The following is a 19,220-nucleotide window of genomic DNA, read 5'->3' on the forward strand; positions in this document are numbered from 1 at the left end:
TTGCTGCCGCGAACGTTTAGTAGACGTCGCGGTGGTAGCGGTGATCGTCTTTCAATGTCTGCACATATTCGGCTGCGGCCTCTGCGTCGAGGTTGCCCTGTTTGGCGACGATGCTGTGAAGTGTGGCATCGACGTCTTTGGCCATGCGGGCTGCGTCACCGCAGACGTAGATGCTGGCTCCATCCTGCAGCCATGACCAGAAGCGAGGAGCTTGCTCGAGCATCTTGTCCTGTACGTAGACCTTGTGGTCTTGGTCGCGGGAGAAGGCGAGATCGAGGTGAGTGAGGTGTTTGTCGCTGAGCATGGACTCAAGCTCATCGCGGTAGAGAAAGTCGGTAGCGGCGCTGCGCTCGCCGAAGAAGAGCCAGTTTTTTCCGGTGGCGGAGAGCGCGCGGCGCTGGTGCAGAAAAGCGCGGAACGGTGCGATTCCAGTGCCGGGGCCAATCATAATGATGGGCGCGTCGGACTGTTGAGGCAGGCGAAATTTTTTGTTTGGCTGTATGTAGATGGCGCGCCGTTCGCCTGTGTTGGTGCGGTCGGCGAGCAGGGTGGAGCAGACGCCGCCGCGCTCGCGATTGTGAGAGCGATAGCGAACGACGGCCACCGTGGTGTGGATTTCACCAGCATGCGCATAGGGACTCGACGAGATGGAGTAGAGGCGTGGCGCGAGCTTGGGAAGCATAGCGACGAGGTCCGCGGGGTTGTGCAGGACGCCGGGGTAGTCGTGAAGAAGATCGATCAGGCCGCGGTCATAGGTATATTTTTCGAGGTGTGCCTGCTGCTCGGGAACGAGCAGGCCGAAGAGCGGCTTGCAGTTGCCGATGGTGGCGTAGGCCTCGATCATCTTGCGCGTGAGGCGAGTGATCTGGAGGTGATTGGTGAGTGCATCAATCAGTGTCGTGGTGCCGGACTTAGGAAGCTGTACCGGGGCCTGGGGGCTGAAGTTCAGCATGGTGATAATGTCATCGACGAGTTGATCATCATTTTGCGGAACGACGCCGCATGCATCTCCGGCCTCGTACTTGAGGTTTGAGTCGGCGATGGAGAAGGCCATGTGCATGGTGAGTTTGCTTGAGACTTCGCGAGTGAGCGGATGTTTGTCTACCAGAGGCGCGAGGAATGGGTTCTCGCGCGTGTAGGCGGAGGTGCTGGTTTCGCTCGAGATGGTCTTTGGTGTTGGTGCGATGATTTTTGCTGAAGGCGATGGCGTGTTTTTGGCCGGGCGTGTGGAGACGATGGATTCGAGGCGGGAGTAGAGTCCCTGCTTCCAGCTTGTGAAGGCATCATCGAGATCGACATCGCAATCGACACGGTCGTGAAGGCGGACGGCTCCGAGCGAGTCGAGTTTGTTGTCGAGGTCGATGCCGAATTTGCAGAAGTGCTCGTAGTGCGAATCGCCGAGGGCGAGCACAGCGTAGGAGAGATCCTGATAGCGAGGGAAGTGCTCGATGCAGAGGCTTTCGTAGAAAGGCTTGACTGCATCGGGCGCGTCGCCGTCGCCATAGGTGCTGGCGATGAGGATGGCGTAGCGCTCTTCGGCGAGCGCGGCGGGCGTGTAGCCTTCGAGCGAGATGAGCGAGGCAATGTGACCTTTAGATTTGAGGTCTTTCGCGACTTTGCGTGCGAGGCCTTCGGCTGTGCCGGACTGCGAGGCATAGAGGACTGCGATCTTCAAGGACAGCGGCGCCTCTGTGGCGATGGCGGGCTGCGCTGAAGAGAAGATTCCAGCGAGGAAGCCGTTGAGCCATGCGCGCTGATCGTCATTGAAAGGCGCGTTGTCAGGGATATAGGGTACGAGGGTCAAGGGGCTGGCGGATTGCGTTGTCATACGAGCTCCTGGGTTGCGCAGAACGATTGCAGTTCGGTGATGGAATGACGGCGCGTGAAGTCGAGGAAGGATTCTTCCGGGTTGCGTTGCGTGGTGTAGGAGTGGAAGAGCTGCTCCATGACTGGCGGCAGGTCGCTGAACTTGATAGCAGAGATGAGCTCGCGGCCGATGCCTTGGTCTTGATCGGAGCCGCCGCCGATGACGACCTGGTAGCCTTCTTCGCCGCCAACTTTGACACCCATGAGACCGATGTCGCCGATGTAGTGTTGGGCGCAGGAGTGAGGGCAGCCGGTGACGTGCAGATTGACGGGCTGCATGATGTTGAAGCGGCTGTCGAGCATCGTGGCGAGTGCGACGGCGTGCGACTTGGTATCGCTGGCGGCGAAGCGGCATCCTTTGTTGCCGGTGCAGGCTACAGTTCCGCTGAGGACGGTGCCTGCTTCGAAGGCGAGGCCTGCTGCGAGGATTGCTGTCTTTGCGGCTTCGAGCTTTGCCGTGGGGATGTTGGGGATGATGAGGTTCTGCCAGACGGTGAGGCGAAGATCGCCGGTGCCATAGGTCTCTGCGATGTTTGCCAAGGCGAGCATTTGATCGACGGGTAGGCGACCGACGGGAACAGCGACGCCAATGTAGTTGAGGTCGGGCTGCGATTGCGCGTGCACGCCGATGTGTCCGGCGCGGTCGATGGGTTTGCGCGGTTCGGAGGCAGACGCGGGAACGCGGATAAGAGGGAAGGCGAGAAGCTTCTCGGTCTTGCCGATGAATTTTTCGACGCCCCATTTGTCGATGAGGTACTTGAGGCGCGCTTTCTTGCGGTCGGTGCGGTCGCCGTGCTCGGCGAAGACGCGGATCATGGCTGCGGCAACGGCGACGGTTTGGTCGGGGCGAAGGAGCAGGCCGCAGTCGGTGGCGAATTGCTTGTGGCCGGTGATGCCGCAGAGCAGCACGCGGAAGTAGATGCCGGCGGGGATACCGTGGCCTTCTTTGATCTCGACGGCGACGAAGCCGATGTCGTTGGTGTCGGCGACGACGCTGATGGCGCCACCGTTGTCGAAGGCAACGTTGAACTTGCGTGGCAGGCCGTACATATCGCGCGAGTTGAGGATGTAGCGGTTGAGCGCGTCGGCGAGCGGCGCTACGTCATAGAGCTCGTGCGGGTCGATGCCGGTGATGGGGGATGCGGTGATGTTGCGAATATTGTCTGCGCCCGATCCGCGCGAGGTCATGCCGAGGTCCTGAATCTTCGAGAGGACGCGGACGATGTTTTTGGGCTGCAACTCGCGTATCTGGAGGTTGCTGCGCGTGGTGAGATCGGCGCGTCCTGAGCCCCAGTCGGCGGCCATCTGCGCGAGGCCGCGAAGCTGGTGCGAGCTGAGGATGCCGCCAGGAACGCGCATGCGGAGCATGAAGGAGTCCTGCGCGGGAGCGACGTAGAAGAGGCCGTGGAATTTGAAGCGGAAGAGATCATCCGGCGCAGGGGCCTTGTCTTCGTTGGCGTGTGCGACGAGCTTGTCCCAGATATCGAGCGCGTTCTCTTCCTGCTTCCAATGTTCTTCTTTGCAGAGGTCGGAGAGAGGCGTGCCGAACCATGTGGGCTCGGCCTCTTCGGCAGCCTGGTTGACGAGGCCGGAGGCGGGATTGTTGGTGATCTGTCCGCCGATGGTGTGCCCGACGAAGGGCATGACGACACCGCGTTGCGCTACGCCGGCGAAGAAGCCTTGTAGATACTGCTGCTGCGCGAGGGAGAAGCCCGGCGTGTCGATCAAAGTGGTGGTGACTTGCGATTCCATGCTGAATCTCCTTTACGGTCTTGCGACTGGTGCATGCCGGAAGATCCTGAAGCGCAATCTGGATTGGGTGCAGCCAGATGCGGGCCAGATAAACATCGCGGTGAGATAACTCACAGTGCGATGGATTCAAGGCTCGTCAAGGAGCATGAAACGATGAATAAGAGGGGAGCCGGGACACAGCATGGTGCCGGGCTGAACTTCTTCGGCCATCCAGGTCGGGCTGAATGGCATTCGATGAAATTGATACTACTGCGAGCTTTGCGTGAGTGCAAGAGAAGTAACAGTGAATTACAAGCTGCAAACAAAGTTTGATGTGCAGTAGAAGTTTTTGTTATACGGCCGCTCGTTTATTGTTCCGCCAGAGCTGCGATGTTACAAAACTGGTAACAGCTCCCACAGCTCTAATCGCTCCGTGACACCTTGATGTGTCGATTATCCCGATTCGGTGGGACACTTCTGCTCTACGCCTGAGCAAACAACACTAAATTCCCGCGTCAAGCCACGACTATCGAGCCGGACGCATTTCTGTCTCTATGGCCGCGAGCCTCGACGAGGGCCACTCTTCATTCGAAGTACCCAACTGTGGCACTTACAAGGGGGAGCTCCATGAAACGTGTTCTTTTAGCCGTTCTATTTTCCGTACAAGCGTTGTCTGGAGCACTGGCTGTTGCGCAGGATAGCTTCTTCACGAAGTGGCAGGATCGCGTGCGGAAGACGTCATCGCAGCAGCCGGGCTGGGCCGTGCCTGTTGTAACTCCGACGTCGGGCATTGTGCAACTGGCGCGTATCGATGTGCTGCATCAATGGACCTCGACCCACACTTCGACGTGGAACTATGGCAATAGCAAGGGTTTTAACTTCATTCCGTATTACAAGACAGAGGTGGATGTGAACCTGCCGCCATATATTGAGCACAACACTCCAAAGGCAATTGATGGGGCCGGGGACTTCTCGATGGTGGTGAAGTATCGTCCGTTTGCGGGAGGAGCGGAGCGAGGAAACTACTCGACTGCATTTCAGGTGGCAGCTACGGGCGCGACTGGAAGCTATAAAAACGGGACTGCGAGAACGACGATCAATCCGACATTGATTCTAGGTAAAGGGTTTGGACGGTTCGACGTGCAATCGAGCCTGGGAGGGACTTTGCCGGTAGGCTCGATTCACACGATTGGAAGGACGATTGTGTGGAACACGGTCGCGCAGTACCAGGTGGCGAAGATCTTCTGGCCTGAAGTGGAGGTGAATTCGAGCTTCTTCCATCTCGGGCCGAATAATGGGAAGAACCAGACATTTGTAACTCCTGGACTGATGGTGAGCAAGATCAAGTTGGGTAAAGATCCCAGAAGCAGGCTGGGTTTGGTGCTTGGAGGAGGTATGCAGATTGCGACTTCTACTTACCATTCCTATGACCACGGGCTTGTGCTTACCGGGCGAGTAACTTTCTAGAACGGTCAGGGCGATTTTGTTGGCGGCTCTGTGATTGTTGATGCGGAGCCGCTAGAATTGTGTATAACAGGTGGCCAGCTCGAAGTAATTTTGTAATTGGAGACTGGCTGGGGGAGATGGATGACTCACGCGAGCTTTGATGGATTGCGGGTTCTGTCGCTGGAATCGCGACGCGCAAAAGAGGTCGCGAAGCTGATACGCACCTATGGCGGCGAACCTTTTGTTGTGCCCGCGATGCGTGAAGCGCCGCTGGAATCGAACAAGCAGGCGCTGGAGTTTGCGGATGGGTTGCTGCAGGGGAAGTTCGATCTTGTTGTCTTTCTAACTGGCCTGGGGCTGCGCGCTCTGCTTGACATTGCGCAGACGAAGTACAACCGTGAAGAGTTGGTTGAAGCGCTGCGATCGGTAAAGATCGGCGCGCGCGGACCGAAGCCTGCGGCTGCGTTGCGTGAGTTAAAAATTCCTGTGACGGTGACCGCGCCTGAGCCTAATACATGGCGCGAGATGATGCACGGGATGGAAGCGGAGTTTGGCGACAAGCTGGGCGAGATGCGGGTCGCGGTGCAGGAGTATGGTGCATCGAATCCTGAGTTTCTCTCTGAGCTTACGGTCAAGTGCGGTGAGGTGACCAAGGTTCCGGTGTATCAGTGGACTCTGCCTGAAGATGTAGGGCCGCTGCGAGAGTCGGTTCTTGGCATTGCGAACGGCAGCGTGGACGTTGTGTTGTTTATGACGGCTGTACAGGTGATTCATCTCTTTCAGGTAGCCGAAGAGATGGGCATGCGCGAAGAGCTGCGTGCAGGGCTGATATCGATGGTGGTGGTTTCGATTGGGCCAACGACATCGGAGGAGCTGACGCATTATGGAATCACTCCCGACTTTGAGCCGTCGCACCCGAAGATGGGATTTCTGGTGAACGAGGCGGCGCAGTACTCCGGCAAGATTCTGGAGCGGAAGCGCAGCGCGGGCAGTGCGATTGTGACGCCACATAAGAGCGACGACAAGCCGGCGGAGAAATCGAAGTCCGGCGTGCGTCGCGTTGCCGTTTCGACGCCCACTATGGCGGGGTTTCGCGACGGACTTACCTCGATTGATTTTCTGCACGAGGTCAGCAGCAGGCTGGCATCGGCGGACTCGTTTCATGTGGTGCTGGGCAGCATCGTCGATTTTGTGACGACGGTGATTCCGTGCGACTCATGCTTCATCTATGTGATGGAGCACGAGAAGCTGGTGCTACGCGCATCGAAGAATCCTCATGCCGACCTTGTCGATCATCTGGGTATGTCGTTGGGGCAGGGAATCACGGGCTGGGTGGCGGAGCATCGCGAGCCGGTCGCGATTGCTTCGGGAGCATCGAACGATCCGCGGTTCATCATGTTCCGCAATCTACCGGAAGACCACTTCGAAGCGATCTTGTGTACACCGATTCTTTGCGCGAGCAAGGTTGTCGGCGTCATCACGCTGCAGCACCAGATGAGCTATCAACATACGGCGAATGAGATCAGGCTGCTCTCGATGCTTGGTTTTCTAGTGGGCGCCGAGATTGAGCGCACGCGCCTGGAGACGGAGAATCTGCAACTGGCCGGGCGGCTTGAGACGCGCAAGGCCGTCGATCGCGCGAAGGGCATTTTGCAGCGCGATCTGGGGATGAGCGAGGACGAGGCTTATCGGACGATGCAGAGGGAGAGCCGCCAGCGGCGCATCTCGATGCGTGAGATTGCAGATGCCATTGTGCTGGGCGATGATCTCAAAAAGGCACAGGCGGCTGACGGGGCTCGTGCTTAGTGTCTGCCTGAAGTGTGCGCAAGCAAGGCAACGCGGCTCCGGTTGCGATGATGTGCTGTTTTCGTCGCCGCGATAGGCTCGGAACAGATTTTTAGACGATGATCATGTGAATGTGCTGGCTGCGAAACTGCTCGGCCAGTTCTGGGTCGATGTTGTTGTCGGTGATGATGGTGTGGATCTGAGACGGTTCGCAGACCTTGTTGGTGCTGATCATGCCGAGCTTGCTGGCATCGACGACAGCGACGACCTGGCGTGAGTGTCGCGCCATCTCGGCGAGGATGAGTGCCTCGTCGGACTCAATCACAGTCAGACCGTATTGCGGGTGGATGCCGGTGGCGCCCATGAAGACCTTATCGAAGTAGAGCTTTTGGATGGAATGGAATGCTGTAGCTCCGACCATGGAGAAGGAGCCGGGCCAGCGGATCGACCCACCGGTAAGGGTGACCTTGGCGTTGGGTTGGCTGGAGAGTTCCATGCCGATGTTCACCGCACTGGTTACGAGATGAATGCCTTCGCGATGGCGCAGGCTGCGGGCGACCTGGGTCGTGGTGGTGCCGGGTGAGAGAGCAATGGTGTCGCCCTCGGCGACCATCGCGGCGGCGGCGATGGCGATGCGACGCTTCTCGTCGGCGAAGCGCTCTTCGCGGAGGGGGAAGGCGGCATCGAAGCGGAAGGGCTCGTAGGTCAGCTTGCCGGCGAGCTCGACGCCGCCATGCGTGCGATGGACGAGGCCCCGCTGTTCGAGCTTGATGAGATCGCGACGGACACTAGCTGAGGAGGCGTTAACGGTAACGGCGAGGTCTTCGACGCTGCTGGTGCCCTTCTGTAGAAGCAGATGAAGGATCTGATTTGCACGATCGTGTGTCTTTGCAGCCACTTGAATGCTTCCTTTCAAAGAAAAAAGCTAGCCGTAATGAGGGTACTGGAAATCCTTGTCTGACGGAATGAATCATTTAATTGATTATTTAAATGTTTTACTTTCAAAGTATTGAAATTATTTATTAATATTTCACCATTCGGCTTTCTATGCTCAATGTCATTGATGCTGGTAGCAGGTTTCAAAAAAAGACAGCAAACGATTGGAAATGAATGAGATTGCCTGATTCCCTTTCTTTTTTGTACTTTACGGGTTCCATCAGGAAGCGTTGGATATCTCTATGTCTGGATTGGTGTATTTGTGATGCGTGAGATCGTCTTTGAATTATGTGCCGAGAATATCGATGCGTGCCTCGTTGCGCGAGATGGTGGAGCAGATCGGATTGAGCTTTGTAGCGCTCTGAGCGAAGGTGGACTGACGCCGAGCCATGGCTTGGTTCGTGAAGCCGTAAATCGCAGCGGCCTGCCAGTGCATGTGCTGCTGCGTCCTCGTGGCGGCGACTTTGTCTATAGCGATGCGGAGCTCGATGTGATGCGGGAGGACCTGAAGCATCTGCGTCTGCTGGGCGCGAGCGGTGTGGTGCTGGGCGTGTTGCGCGAAGATTGTTCGGTGGATGTGAAGCGCACGCGCGAGTTGGTGGAGATGGCCGACACGCTTGAAGTGACCTTCAATCGTGCCTTTGACCATACTGCTTCGCTTGAAGATGCTTTGGAGGACGTTATTGCGACAGGTTGTCAACGAGTGCTGACCTCGGGCGGCGAACGCGACGTAGTGAGCGGAGGTAAAGCACTCGCGCGATTGATCGAGCAGGCCGCTGGGAGGATAGAGATTGCAGCCGGTGGAGGGCTGCGGCTGAAGAACGCGGCGGCAGTGGCGCGAATAACGGGCGCGAGGCACTTCCATGGCTCGATCCGCAAGATCGTTACCGGACCTTGTCGTTCTAGTCGGGATGTGCACGATGAGAGCGACCCTTCCGCTCATTCGCGGTTTGTCGTTGAGAGCGACGATGTACGCGCGATGATCGAGAACCTGACGAACGCTTAGGCCGCGCTATTTATAAAAGCAGTTGAATGCGTATCAGTTGGAGGCGCGGTCTGGAAGCACACTCCAGATTGCAGGATCTTCTTCGCCGAGAACCCAGGCGCAGATTCCCTGAAGGTGCTGTTCTTTGGCGAGGTTGTAGCGATCGGCGAAGCCGCGCTTTTCGGTGTAGAAGATCCACTCACGCATCTGGTCGCGGTAGAAGTAGAACCATGCGGTGTGGTCCACGGGGTCCCACTGCTCTTGTCCGTTGTAGGTGTCGCGAAGGAATTGGGCATTGGTAGCGCTGATGTATTCAGCGGTGATGTTAGGCTTCTGAACTTTTTCGTTGATGCCGGGATCGCCGGTGAACCAGTGGTATCCGTAGAGCGCGATGCCGAGGGAGAGTTTGTCCTTCGGTACGGACTTCAGAGCGTAGTCGAGATTTTCGTTGGTCCAGATCCAGCCGCCGACGGGGCCGGGAGTCGTCCAGCGGGTGTGCTGGTCGTAGGTCATGAGGCAGAGAAGATCGACGGATTGGGAGAGAGCTTTGAGGTCGAAGGCTCCGCGCCAGTCGGAGAAGATCCATTTGCTGAAGGGTGTGTGACCGGGATAGCCGGGGGCGTTGGGGACGACTGCAATCTGTAGCTGAAGATGCTGCTGGTGGAAGGCGTCGGCGATTCGTTTGACGGTGGCGGAGAGCAGGTCGCGATCGTTCCAACTGATGTTCTCGAAGTCGAGCTGGAAGCCGTCGTAGCCATTTTTCTTGCAGGCGGCGATGAGGGAGTCGATCATCGCTGTTTGAGCCTTGTCATCGGTCATTAGAGTGTGAATCTTCACCTTGTCGAAGAGCGCGACGATGGGGAAGAGAGCGATGTGGCGTTGTTTGGCGACGCGCAGGACGGAGGGATCGGGTTCGCCGTAGACGAGGCCGGTCTCATCGACGCTGTACCAAGTGGGGACGATGATGTCGATCTTGGATTGATGCTCCATGAAGTCGCGGACCGACTGTGGCTGATCTGTCATGTAGAAGAGAGTCTTGGTCTGGGCAAAGACTGCGCTTGCTGCAAACAGAAGGCAGAAGATCACGGACTTCATGGAGCCTCATCTTTCTTTCGCTTATGCGGTTTCGAGTTTGAAGGACGGTGGAATGTCCTCAGTCTTGGTGCCGAATTCGAGGTTAGGCTGGCTGCCCAGCGTGAACTCGATCTTCGCTCCGTCGACGATCTCGCGATGGTTGAACCACGAGCGCGTGTATGGCTTGCCGTTGAAGGTGACGGACTGGATGTATTGGTCCGAGGGTGCGCTGCGGTGAGCAACGATCTCAAGCTGCTTGCCCTTGCCGAGTTCCAACTTGACGCGATCGAACAGCGGTGTGCCGAAGATGTAATTTCCACTGACAGGATCGACGGGGTAGAAGCCCATAGAGCTCATGATGTACCAGGAGGACATCTGGCCTACGTCTTCATTGCCTTGCAGACCGTCGGGAAGCGCGGCGTACATCGTTTCCATCAACATGCGAATACGCTGCTGGGTCTTGTGCGGCTGGCCAGCGTACACGTAGAGATAGGCGATGTGGTGCGACGGCTCGTTGCCCTGAGCGTACTGACCGACGAGGCCCGCGATGTCGGGTGGTGCATCGGGTGGCAGTGTGGAGGGTTGGTCGAACAGCTCGTCGAGCTTGGCGAGAAAGGCCTTGTGTCCGCCGAGCGTTTCGATGAGGCCCGCGGCGTCGTGCTGAATGCCGAAGGTGGTCTGCCAGGAGTTGGACTCGGTGAAGTCACGCCACTTCTTTGAAGTCCCCATCTCAAGCGGATTGAAGTTGGGAGCCCATTCGCCGTTTGCAAGCTTAGGCCGCGCGAAGTTGGTCTGCTTGTCGTAGTAGTTGCGATAGTTGAGCGAGCGGTCGGCAAGCATCTTGGCATCGTCTTCGTGGCCGAGCTTCCTGGCGACGTGCGCGATGGACCAATCGTCGTAACAGTATTCAAAGGTTTTGCTGACAGACTCTTCTTCGAGGTCGCAGGGGATGTAGTGCATCTTACGGTAGTAGCCGAGGCCGCGATAGTCGTCGACCATGGCGCGCTTCATCATGCACTTGTAGGCGCGCTCGTAGTCGATGCCAGTGAAGCCCTTGTTGCAGGCTTCGGCCATGACAGCGGCGGAGTGGTAGCCGGTCATGGTGCCGGTCTCCGTGCCTTGAAGCGGCCAGACGGGCATTCCAGCGGGGCTTTGCTCGGCCATCAGGATGAGGGCGTTGACGAAGTCGGGCACATGCTCCGCGTTGATGAGCGTGTACAGCGGATGGGTGGCGCGGTAGGTGTCCCACAGCGAGAACGTGGTGTAGTTGCGTTGTCCGGGATTGAGCTTGTGCACCTGCTTGTCCATGCCGCGATAGCTGCCGTCGGCGTCATCGAAGAGCGCAGGGCCGATGGAGGCGTGGTAGAGCGCGGCGTAGAAGATACGGCGATGCTTCTCGTTGTCCGTGGTGATGCTGATGCGCGAGAGCTGATTGTTCCACTTCTCGCGAGCACTGCGGCGAACGCGCTCGAAGTCCCAGCCGGGCAGCTCGGCCTTCAGGTTGTTGGCGGCGGATTCTGCGCTGACGCCGGAGATGCCGGTCTTTACGAAGATGACTGGATTGTGGGTCAGGTCGAAGAAGGCCACGCACTTGAGGTTCTTACCGGTCAGAGGCTCGGTGCCGGCGGGGACCTCTGCGTCGTCGCTGTAGTAGACGATGCGCGTGGGCTTCTGCGAGAACTGCATGGTGAAGTAGGCTTCGCGGCCATCGCCCCAGGACTTGGTGACACGGCCTCCGGCGAGCGCGTCGGGTGCGGGGCTGTGCAGCGACGCGGAGATGACGTTCGACTGACCATAGCTGTGCTGAAGATCGACGATGATGTGTGCGGTCTTTGCCTTGGCATCGCGGGGAAAGGTGTAGCGATGCAGGCCGGTGCGCTCGGTGGCGGTCAGCTCGGCGTGGATGCCGTAGTCCTTGAGAAGAACAGAGTAGTAGCCGGGCTCGGCGTGCTCCTCGCTATGGTCGAAGCGTGAGCGGTAGCCTTCGTCGGGGTTTTCGCGTGAGCCGGGAACGATCTTTGATTCGCCGGTGCCGGGCATGACGAGAAAGTCGAGCAGGTCGCCGCAGCCGGTTCCGCTGAGATGGGTGTGGCTGAAGCCCATGATAGAAGTGTCGGAGATGTGGTAACCGGAGCACCAGTCCCAGCCGTCGGTGAAGGTGTCGGGGCTGAGCTGGATAGCGCCGAAGGGAACGACTGCGCCGGGGAAGCAATGGCCATGACCGCCTGTTCCGATGGTGATGTCGACGAGGGAGGCGGGATCGTTGGCGCCATGGGACGATTTGGGATGTGGGATGACCCTTGCGAAGGCAGTGGTTCTGATAGCGCTAACAGTACAGGCGGCAGAAGCTCCGCCTAGAAAAGATCTTCTTGATATCACGCGAACTCCAACGATTGAGATTTAACACTTTACGAAACCGTAGATAGGACGAATCTACGAAGGAATAGGTAGGGAAGCACTCACGATGGAGTTGAACTCCGATACCTCTGGCAGACTCGTACGTTATCGGTTACGAGTCTACCCGGAGGCACCTTGCTCTGTCATTCCTTTGAAAGAGCAAGGTGCGGCATTTTATTACGTTATTGCTGGGAAGTTGTTCTGCCGTCAAAGAGTTGGAACTCGCGGATCGCGGCGGTTCCAGAGGTAGAGATGAGATTGAGACGGACCCGCTGCGTGGTGCAGGCGGGAAAGATGTCGATCTTTTTGTGGCCGATGGCCTGTGCGCGAGCGAGAGTTTTCCACGAGCCGTTCTGCCAGGCTTCGATGGAATACTCCTCGACGTGCTGGCCGTCGTTGAGCCTCTCCATGGTGACGGCGCGGTCGAAGGTGACCGGCTTGTCGAAGCGGACTTCAAGGGTGCCATGTAGCGGCGGCGCTACCCAGAAGGTGTCTGGATTATTGTCGAGTGCGTCATGCTCGGCAGTGGCTTCTGTGCCGGTGGCGTGGCCTTGCTCGGAGACGAGGTTGTGGCCGTAGATGCGGTGGAGGGCTTCGCCGAACTCGTGCAGGCGCGCGACGTCAGCAGCAGGAAGCTGGCCGGTGTTGTCGGGTGCGAGGCCGAGCATGAGTTGAGCGCCGCGGCCTACGGTGTTGGTGTAGATATCGAGCAGATCGTCCACTGAGCGAAGCGTTGCTTCATCATTGGGGTGCCAAAACCAATGTCCGCGATGCAGTGGCGTGTCCGACTCGACCGGGCGCCAGCGCAGATAGCCGGCGCGGTCAATGACGTTCCAATTTTCGAAGAGGACCTTGCCATCTTCGTTGCCGACCCAGCGGAGGTCAGCGTTCTTGAAGAGGCCTACGTCGGCGAAGACCATGGTGTTGGGCTGATAGGTGCGCAGCTCGGTAATGATGCTTTGGAAGTCGTAGGTACGTCCGGTGCTGCCTGCGCCATCGAGCCAGAACTCGGTGAGTGGGCCGTAGTGCGTGGCGAGTTCATCGAGCTGCGCGAGGTAGTACTTGTCGTAGGCTTTGGGGTCGGGATAGCGCTTGTCGTGGCGGTCCCACGGAGAGAGATAGACGCCGAAGCCGAGGCCAGCTTTGTGGGCGGAGTCGGAGGCCATGCGGACGAGGTCTCCCTTGCCATTGAGCCAGGGGCTGTTCTTAACGCTGTAGTCGGTCTGCTCGGTGGGCCAGAGAGCAAAGCCGTCGTGGTGCTTCGATACCAGGACAGCGTACTTGGCACTGCCTGCTTTGGCGGCCTCCATCCACTGATCGGTATCGACGTGCGTGGGGTTGAAGACCGAAGGCGAGGCGGTGCCGTCACCCCACTCGCGATTGAGGAAGGTATTAGTGCCGAAGTGAATGATGACGCCGATCTCGAGATCCTGCCAATGAACCTGCGCCGGGCTTGGCTTGATATCGACGAAGTTCTGCGCGATGGCTGATAGCGGCGCGAGGCAGGCTAAGACTGCCATCGCGTGGCAGAGGATGGATTGTCTGCCACGCGATTTGCTGTGTTGCATGAAAGAGGCTTTGCCTCGCGTTGATTGAAAGACCTCGGACATTGATACCTCTATTTCTTACTGCTATTCCTGTACGGCATTGACCAATGATGTAAGAGAGTCGATGAAGACGAAGCGCACTACAGCCGATGGCTTTTTCGCTGCCTCGATCTGCGCTGTCGTGCTTGCCTTCCATCCTGCCGGTGCCTTTGTTCCGGAGGAAAGGAAGTGAATCGCATCCGTCGCTGCCTTTGCAAGTCCGGGGAGCTGCTGTGCGCGCTCCTGAGCTTCGGCCAGCCGGGGCGAGTGCTGCATCTGATTCTCTACGGTTGGGACAGAGTTGGAGACGGCCTCAAACCATTGAGTCAGAGCAGCCGCATCGGCAGTGTCGGACTGTGGTGATTTGAGGAAGTTCTCGGTGAGATGGGCGACTTCGTAACGCGATGGCGGATCGGGACGAACTGCATCGACGAAGCGGTCGAGGACGGTGAGCTGCGAGGTCTTCTGCTGGTGATAGCGCTCGCCAAAGCTGACGGGCTCAAACGCGGAGGCGAAGATGCGAAGCTGATCGATGTCCTGGGTTCCGGCGAGATCACGCAGGTAGGCGTCTTCCTGGGTGATGTGCTGGAGGCCGAGGCCTTCGAGCTGGATGGAGACGACGTTCAAACGACGGTACATGTCGTCGACATTGGTGACATCTTCGGGAGACCAGAAACGTTCGGCGATGGCTGCTGTTCGCGGCCAGTTGCGGGAATCGATGGTGCCTGCGTCGATTTGCTCGCCCCACATGCAGATCTCTCCGCCGAGCACGAGCTTGCGTTGCTCCGGTGTGAGCGAAGAGCTCGATGGCAATGGATCGGCGAGGTAGTGGGTGCCTGCGGACTTCATTCCATCAAGATAGTAGGGTGCCGAGAGAATGCCTTGATAACCTTGCTGCGCTCCCTGGGTCAGCGAGGCTTCGCCGCGCCACGACTGAATCACGATATCTTTTGGAAGCGCGGGGTTGAGGATCTCGTCCCAGCCGACCATGTGTTTGTGGAGACCGGTGAGGATCTTCAACACGCGTGTATTGAAGTACGCCTGAAGTGCTCCGTTGTCTTTGAGGTTGTGCGCCTTCATGAAGGCGATGATGCGTGGGTTGGTCTTCCAGTCGGGGGCGGGGGTCTCGTCGCCGCCGATGTGCATGTAGGGATCGGGGAAGATGGTCGCCATCTCGCCGAGGAAGCGCGCGATGAACTGGTAGGTCTCTTCGCGCGTGGGGTCGAGGGCATAGTCAGAGACGCCGAAGTCGCGGCGGACAGCGGGCGGAGGGGTGCCGCTGGAGAGTTTGGGATAGGCGTACTGCCAGGCGGTGCTGTGGCCGGGCATCTCAAACTCGGGTACAACACGGATGCCGCGGGCACGAGCGTAGGCGACGAGGTCGCGGGCATCCTGCTGGGTGTAAAAGAGGCCATCGGAGCCGACGCCAGTGAGGCGGGGATAGAGCTTGCTCTCGATGCGGAAGCCCTGGTCTTCGGTGAGGTGCCAGTGGAAGACATTGAGCTTGACGGCCGCCATTCCGTCGATGGTGCGCTTGAGGACGTCCATCGGCTCGAAGTGGCGTCCGCAATCGATCATCAGGCCGCGCCAGGGAAAGCGCGGTGAGTCATGGATGGAGACGATGGGCAGGATATAGTCGCTGCCTGAGGGCTGGACGAGTTGAACCAGGGTCTCGAGGCCGTGCATGGCTCCGACTACTGTTGCCGCTTCGATGTGCGCGCCTGCAGGAGTGACGGAGAGCGTGTAGGCTTCGTTTTCGTCCACAGATTGGACTGCTTCACCCGCGCCCTGGACATCGATGGTCAGAGGAGCTTCGGTTCCAGCAGCGACCGGCTCTACAGATAGAGGAAGAGCCGTCTTCTGCCTCAATTGGAGGATGGCGCGATGGATGGCGTCGTCGAGGCGAGGATCGTTGAAGTGGGTGGTGACGGCATGGAACTGCGCGTTGAGCACAAAGCCGCCGGAGGATGCCTGCAGGCTGGCCGGCTGCGGCATCAGGTTATTGACGAAAGTCTCGCTGGAGGGTGCCATTTGGCTGAATGAGATGGAAGAAGTCAGGATGAGAGTGGCGATAGGCAGGAGAGACTTTGCCCAGGAGCAGATCTTCATGATTACCTCGTGCAGTCAAGCTTAATCTATCTTTTTAGAACTTAACCTATCTTTTTAGAAAATAATGTTGTGTATAGGGTTATCTTTTCATCCTCGAGGGCGGGCTCTCGGGTCCCTGATGCGGTATGCCGGTGGGCGATAATAAAGTGGATTTTATCCGTCGAAGAAGTGCAGAGTAGGGAGAGAATCTTGGTAGAGAAACATCGATCAAAATGGAGGATCTGTCTTTAGAGATGCTGTGTTTTGACACTTGATCGTCATCTGGCCGTATTGGAAGTCGTATTCGACCGATATTCGACAGATGTTTGCTTCATCAGTTTCTTCTAGAGTATCTTGGGTTTGAGTAAGCTTTAAAAGCGATTTTTTCCCGTCAACTTAGGACGCACGCAGTTGAGTTAGTTGCGTCGTGCCGCAGCGTAGATGAGAGGTCAGGACCGCGTGGGTCGCAGAGCACTACAAATCGGCTTTCTAGTAAGTAATGGTCTTTTTATGCTGGTTCCTTCTGCGTTCGGGTCATCTCCTGCAGGCGTCGATTCTCACCGGGTTGCCGGGGTTGGAATGTTTATACATTCTCCGTCCTATTTTGCGCAAAGCTCGACCAGCATTTTTTCTCCCGCGGGAACACCGTCGCACTGGATCTTTACGCTCTCGATGTTCGTGTTGAGCATCACGGCCGTGATCTTCGTGATCGTGGCCGGCTTGCTGACTTATGCGCTGATCCGCTATCGGCATCGCAATCTGCTGACTTATAACGAGCCGACACAGATCTACGGCAGCAATCAGATTGAGCTTGCCTGGACCGTCATTCCGGCACTGATCGTCGTCATGCTCTTTCTTACCGCCTCGCGTGTAATTCTGGCCACGCAGGATGCCAAGAAGCCGACCGACGCGGTCGATGTAGTGGTTGTGGGCCATCAGTTCTGGTGGGAGTACCGCTACCCCAAGCTGGGCATCGTTACGGCCAATGAGCTGCATGTACCGGTAAGCGATCCTGCGCACCCGACGCCGACCTATCTTGAGATGTCGTCCGCTGACCTTGACCACAGCTTCTGGGTGCCGCGTCTTGCGGGCAAGATGGACCTGATTCCAAACCGCGTCAATACGATGTGGATTGACCCTGAGGCTCCGGGCCTGTATCTGGGGCAGTGCGCGCAGTATTGCGGCGTGCAGCACGCCAAGATGCTGCTGCGGGTTTACGCGGATTCGCCGAAGGAGTTTGCGGCCTGGGTAGCACAGCAGCAGAAGCCCGCTGTGGAAGATCCGGCTGTGGCTGAGGGGCGTGCGGCTTTTCTGCGCAACGCCTGCGTCAACTGCCATACCATCTCCGGCACGCCGGCCAATGGACGTTTCGGCCCTGACCTGACGCATCTGGCCAGCCGTGACACGATTGCTTCGGGTGCGGTTGAGAATAATCCTACTAATTTGAAGCAGTGGATCGATAATCCGGACTCGCTGAAGCCCGGCTCGTTGATGCCTGCTATGCATTTGAATGATCACGATCTGAATGCGATCACGGCGTACCTGACGACGCTTCATTAATCGGCAGATCACCCAGGCAGCCGGATGGAAGCTTGCTGGCCTGATGGACTGAAGAAAGGAAACGATGGCTGATTCCGTGTCTGGCCTCTCATCGGTGGAAGCAATTGACCTGACGCCGGTTGAAAAACCGCGGCAATTATTCCTTGAGGTGCTTTACGACTGGGTGACTACGGTCGATCACAAAAAGATCGGCCTGATGTACATTGCCTACTCGCTGATATTCCTGGTGATCGGTGGAATCGAAGCGATCGTCATGCGAATTCAGCTTGCTGTGCCGCATAACACCTTCGTCTCGCCACAGGTCTTCAACCGGATGTTCACGCTGCATGGAACCACGATGGTCTTCTTCGTGGGCATGCCCATTTTGTTTGGATTTGGAAACTACCTTGTCCCGCTGATGATTGGCGCGCGCGACATGGCGTTTCCGCGATTGAACGCCTTTAGCTTCTGGATTTCAGCATTTGGCGGCTTTCTGCTGTACTACAGCTTCATCGGCGGATCGGGGCTTTATGGAGCCGGTAGCGCCCCCGACGTTGGGTGGTTCGCGTACGCTCCGCTGACGGCGAGGGTCTTCTCCCCCGGACACAGCACGGACTACTGGACGTTGAGTATTTTGCTGAGCGGCATCGGCAGCATCGGTACGGCGCTCAACATTGTTGCGACGGTCATCTGCATGCGCTGCCCTGGCATGAAGCTAAACCGGATGCCCTTGTTGGCATGGCTCTATCTTGTGACGTCGAGCATGGTTTTTATCGCGGTCAGCCCATTGACGGCGGCGCAGATCATGCTGATGCTCGACCGGTATGTCGGCTCGCATTTCTTCGATGCCCAGGCTGGCGGCTCGGCCATTCTCTGGATGCACTTCTTCTGGATCTTCGGACATCCCGAGGTCTATATTCTGGTGCTTCCCGCCTTTGCTTTTGCCAATGAGATCATTCCGGTGTTCTCGCGAAAGGCGATCTTCGGCTATCCGGCCATGGTGGCTGCTTCCGTAGGTATCGGCTTTATCAGCTTGAGCGTATGGGCGCACCACATGTTTGCTGTCGGTATGGGAGCTGGTGCCAACGTCTTCTTTGTCTTCTCGACGATGATTATCTCGGTGCCGACCGGCATCAAGATCTTCAACTGGCTGGCCACGATCTGGGGCGGCAAGATACGCTTTGCCTCTCCGATGCTGTTCAGCGTTGGCTTTCTCTTCCAGTTCCTCGTCGCGGGATTGACTGGCATTATGCTCTCGGTCGCTCCGTTCGACTGGCAGCTTACCGGCTCCTATTTTGTGGTGGCCCACTTCCATTACGTTCTGGTCGGCGCAATTCTGTTTATGATCTTCGCCGCCTTCTACTATTGGTTCCCGAAGGCGACGGGCCGCATGATGAGCGAGCGCCTGGGCAAGTGGCACTTCTGGTTGATGGTCATCGGATTCCACCTGACGTTCGACTTCATGCACATCCCCGGACTGCTGGGCATGCCGCGCCGCATTTACACCTACGAGCCGGGCCGTGGATGGGAGATCTGGAACCTGCTCGTCAGCATTGGCGCTGTCATTCAGGCCATCGCGACTCTGATCTTCGTCTACAACCTGGTTCACTCCTATTACAAGGGAGAGAAGGCCGGCAACGATCCCTGGGATGCATGGACGCTCGAGTGGTCCACTGCTTCGCCGCCGCCGTCCTATAACTTTGCTACGACACCGATCGTCCATAGCCGCCGTCCATTGTGGGACATCAAGCATCCGGAAGATCCCGACTGGAACTACGAATGAGAGA

12 protein-coding genes are annotated in these 19,220 nt (G+C 57.7%); 5 read left to right on the forward strand and 7 right to left on the reverse strand.

Going from position 1 to position 19,220, the window contains the following annotated elements; genetic code table 11:
* Positions 1 to 16: 16 nt before the first annotated feature.
* Positions 17 to 1,828 carry a diflavin oxidoreductase gene (locus tag IEW09_RS11975; protein ID WP_229739269.1) on the reverse strand — a complete coding sequence of 604 codons (1,812 nt, stop codon included), beginning with the start codon at positions 1,826 to 1,828 and terminating at the stop codon, positions 17 to 19.
* A complete protein-coding gene (locus IEW09_RS11980; RefSeq protein ID WP_188554472.1) occupies positions 1,825 to 3,618 on the reverse strand; it encodes a NirA family protein in 1,794 nt (597 codons plus the stop codon). The genes IEW09_RS11975 and IEW09_RS11980 overlap by 4 nt, the downstream gene beginning before the upstream one ends.
* Positions 3,619 to 4,224: 606 nt before the next feature.
* Here IEW09_RS11980 and IEW09_RS11985 point away from each other — a divergent pair.
* A complete protein-coding gene (locus IEW09_RS11985; RefSeq protein WP_188554473.1) occupies positions 4,225 to 5,064 on the forward strand; it encodes a hypothetical protein in 840 nt (279 codons plus the stop codon).
* Positions 5,065 to 5,184: 120 nt separating this feature from the next.
* Positions 5,185 to 6,849, forward strand: a complete 1,665-nt coding sequence (locus IEW09_RS11990; RefSeq protein ID WP_188554474.1) for a uroporphyrinogen-III synthase — start codon at positions 5,185 to 5,187, stop codon at positions 6,847 to 6,849.
* Positions 6,850 to 6,940: 91 nt separating this feature from the next.
* On the opposite strand, the gene IEW09_RS11995 is transcribed toward IEW09_RS11990, so the two are convergent.
* The gene (locus IEW09_RS11995) at positions 6,941 to 7,726 is read right to left on the reverse strand and encodes a DeoR/GlpR family DNA-binding transcription regulator (RefSeq protein ID WP_188554475.1); all 786 of its coding nucleotides are present in this window, start codon (positions 7,724 to 7,726) and stop codon (positions 6,941 to 6,943) included.
* A 303-nt stretch (positions 7,727 to 8,029) separates the two neighbouring features.
* Here IEW09_RS11995 and IEW09_RS12000 point away from each other — a divergent pair, with 303 nt between their 5' ends.
* Entirely contained in the window at positions 8,030 to 8,770 is a 741-nt protein-coding gene (locus IEW09_RS12000; protein ID WP_188554476.1) for a copper homeostasis protein CutC, read from the forward strand.
* A 33-nt stretch (positions 8,771 to 8,803) separates the two neighbouring features.
* Here the strand turns inward: IEW09_RS12000 and IEW09_RS12005 are convergent, their stop codons facing one another.
* The 4 genes from IEW09_RS12005 to IEW09_RS12020 form a co-directional block, all read right to left on the reverse strand.
* Positions 8,804 to 9,844, reverse strand: coding sequence for a glycosyl hydrolase family 18 protein (locus IEW09_RS12005; protein ID WP_188554477.1), 1,041 nt, complete (start codon positions 9,842 to 9,844; stop codon positions 8,804 to 8,806).
* A gap of 21 nt (positions 9,845 to 9,865) precedes the next feature.
* Positions 9,866 to 12,202: a GH92 family glycosyl hydrolase gene (locus IEW09_RS12010; RefSeq protein WP_188554478.1), complete on the reverse strand. Its 2,337-nt coding sequence runs from the start codon at positions 12,200 to 12,202 to the stop codon at positions 9,866 to 9,868.
* 200 nt (positions 12,203 to 12,402) lie between these two features.
* A complete protein-coding gene (locus IEW09_RS12015; RefSeq protein WP_229739270.1) occupies positions 12,403 to 13,740 on the reverse strand; it encodes an alpha-L-fucosidase in 1,338 nt (445 codons plus the stop codon).
* Positions 13,741 to 13,851: 111 nt separating this feature from the next.
* Complete coding sequence (locus IEW09_RS12020; protein ID WP_188554480.1) at positions 13,852 to 15,837, reverse strand: beta-N-acetylhexosaminidase; 1,986 nt, start codon at positions 15,835 to 15,837, stop codon at positions 13,852 to 13,854.
* Positions 15,838 to 16,473: 636 nt separating this feature from the next.
* Here IEW09_RS12020 and coxB point away from each other — a divergent pair.
* Together coxB and ctaD are read left to right on the forward strand one after the other, a co-directional pair.
* Positions 16,474 to 17,454: a cytochrome c oxidase subunit II gene (gene coxB, locus IEW09_RS12025; RefSeq protein WP_229739271.1), complete on the forward strand. Its 981-nt coding sequence runs from the start codon at positions 16,474 to 16,476 to the stop codon at positions 17,452 to 17,454.
* A gap of 64 nt (positions 17,455 to 17,518) precedes the next feature.
* Positions 17,519 to 19,216: a cytochrome c oxidase subunit I gene (gene ctaD / locus IEW09_RS12030; RefSeq protein ID WP_188554482.1), complete on the forward strand. Its 1,698-nt coding sequence runs from the start codon at positions 17,519 to 17,521 to the stop codon at positions 19,214 to 19,216.
* Positions 19,217 to 19,220: the final 4 nt, after the last annotated feature.

The organism is Edaphobacter dinghuensis (assembly GCF_014640335.1).
GTDB classification, from domain to species: domain Bacteria; phylum Acidobacteriota; class Terriglobia; order Terriglobales; family Acidobacteriaceae; genus Edaphobacter; species Edaphobacter dinghuensis.

Coding starts and splice junctions, on each gene's coding strand:
- IEW09_RS11975 (WP_229739269.1), bottom strand. CDS start 1,828: ATGACAACGCAATCCGCCAGCCCCTTGACCCTCGTACCCTATATCCCT.
- IEW09_RS11980 (WP_188554472.1), bottom strand. CDS start 3,618: ATGGAATCGCAAGTCACCACCACTTTGATCGACACGCCGGGCTTCTCC.
- IEW09_RS11985 (WP_188554473.1), top strand. CDS start 4,225: ATGAAACGTGTTCTTTTAGCCGTTCTATTTTCCGTACAAGCGTTGTCT.
- IEW09_RS11990 (WP_188554474.1), top strand. CDS start 5,185: ATGACTCACGCGAGCTTTGATGGATTGCGGGTTCTGTCGCTGGAATCG.
- IEW09_RS12000 (WP_188554476.1), top strand. CDS start 8,030: ATGCGTGAGATCGTCTTTGAATTATGTGCCGAGAATATCGATGCGTGC.
- IEW09_RS12005 (WP_188554477.1), bottom strand. CDS start 9,844: ATGAAGTCCGTGATCTTCTGCCTTCTGTTTGCAGCAAGCGCAGTCTTT.
- IEW09_RS12015 (WP_229739270.1), bottom strand. CDS start 13,740: ATGGCAGTCTTAGCCTGCCTCGCGCCGCTATCAGCCATCGCGCAGAAC.
- IEW09_RS12020 (WP_188554480.1), bottom strand. CDS start 15,837: ATGGCACCCTCCAGCGAGACTTTCGTCAATAACCTGATGCCGCAGCCG.
- coxB (WP_229739271.1), top strand. CDS start 16,474: ATGTTTATACATTCTCCGTCCTATTTTGCGCAAAGCTCGACCAGCATT.
- ctaD (WP_188554482.1), top strand. CDS start 17,519: ATGGCTGATTCCGTGTCTGGCCTCTCATCGGTGGAAGCAATTGACCTG.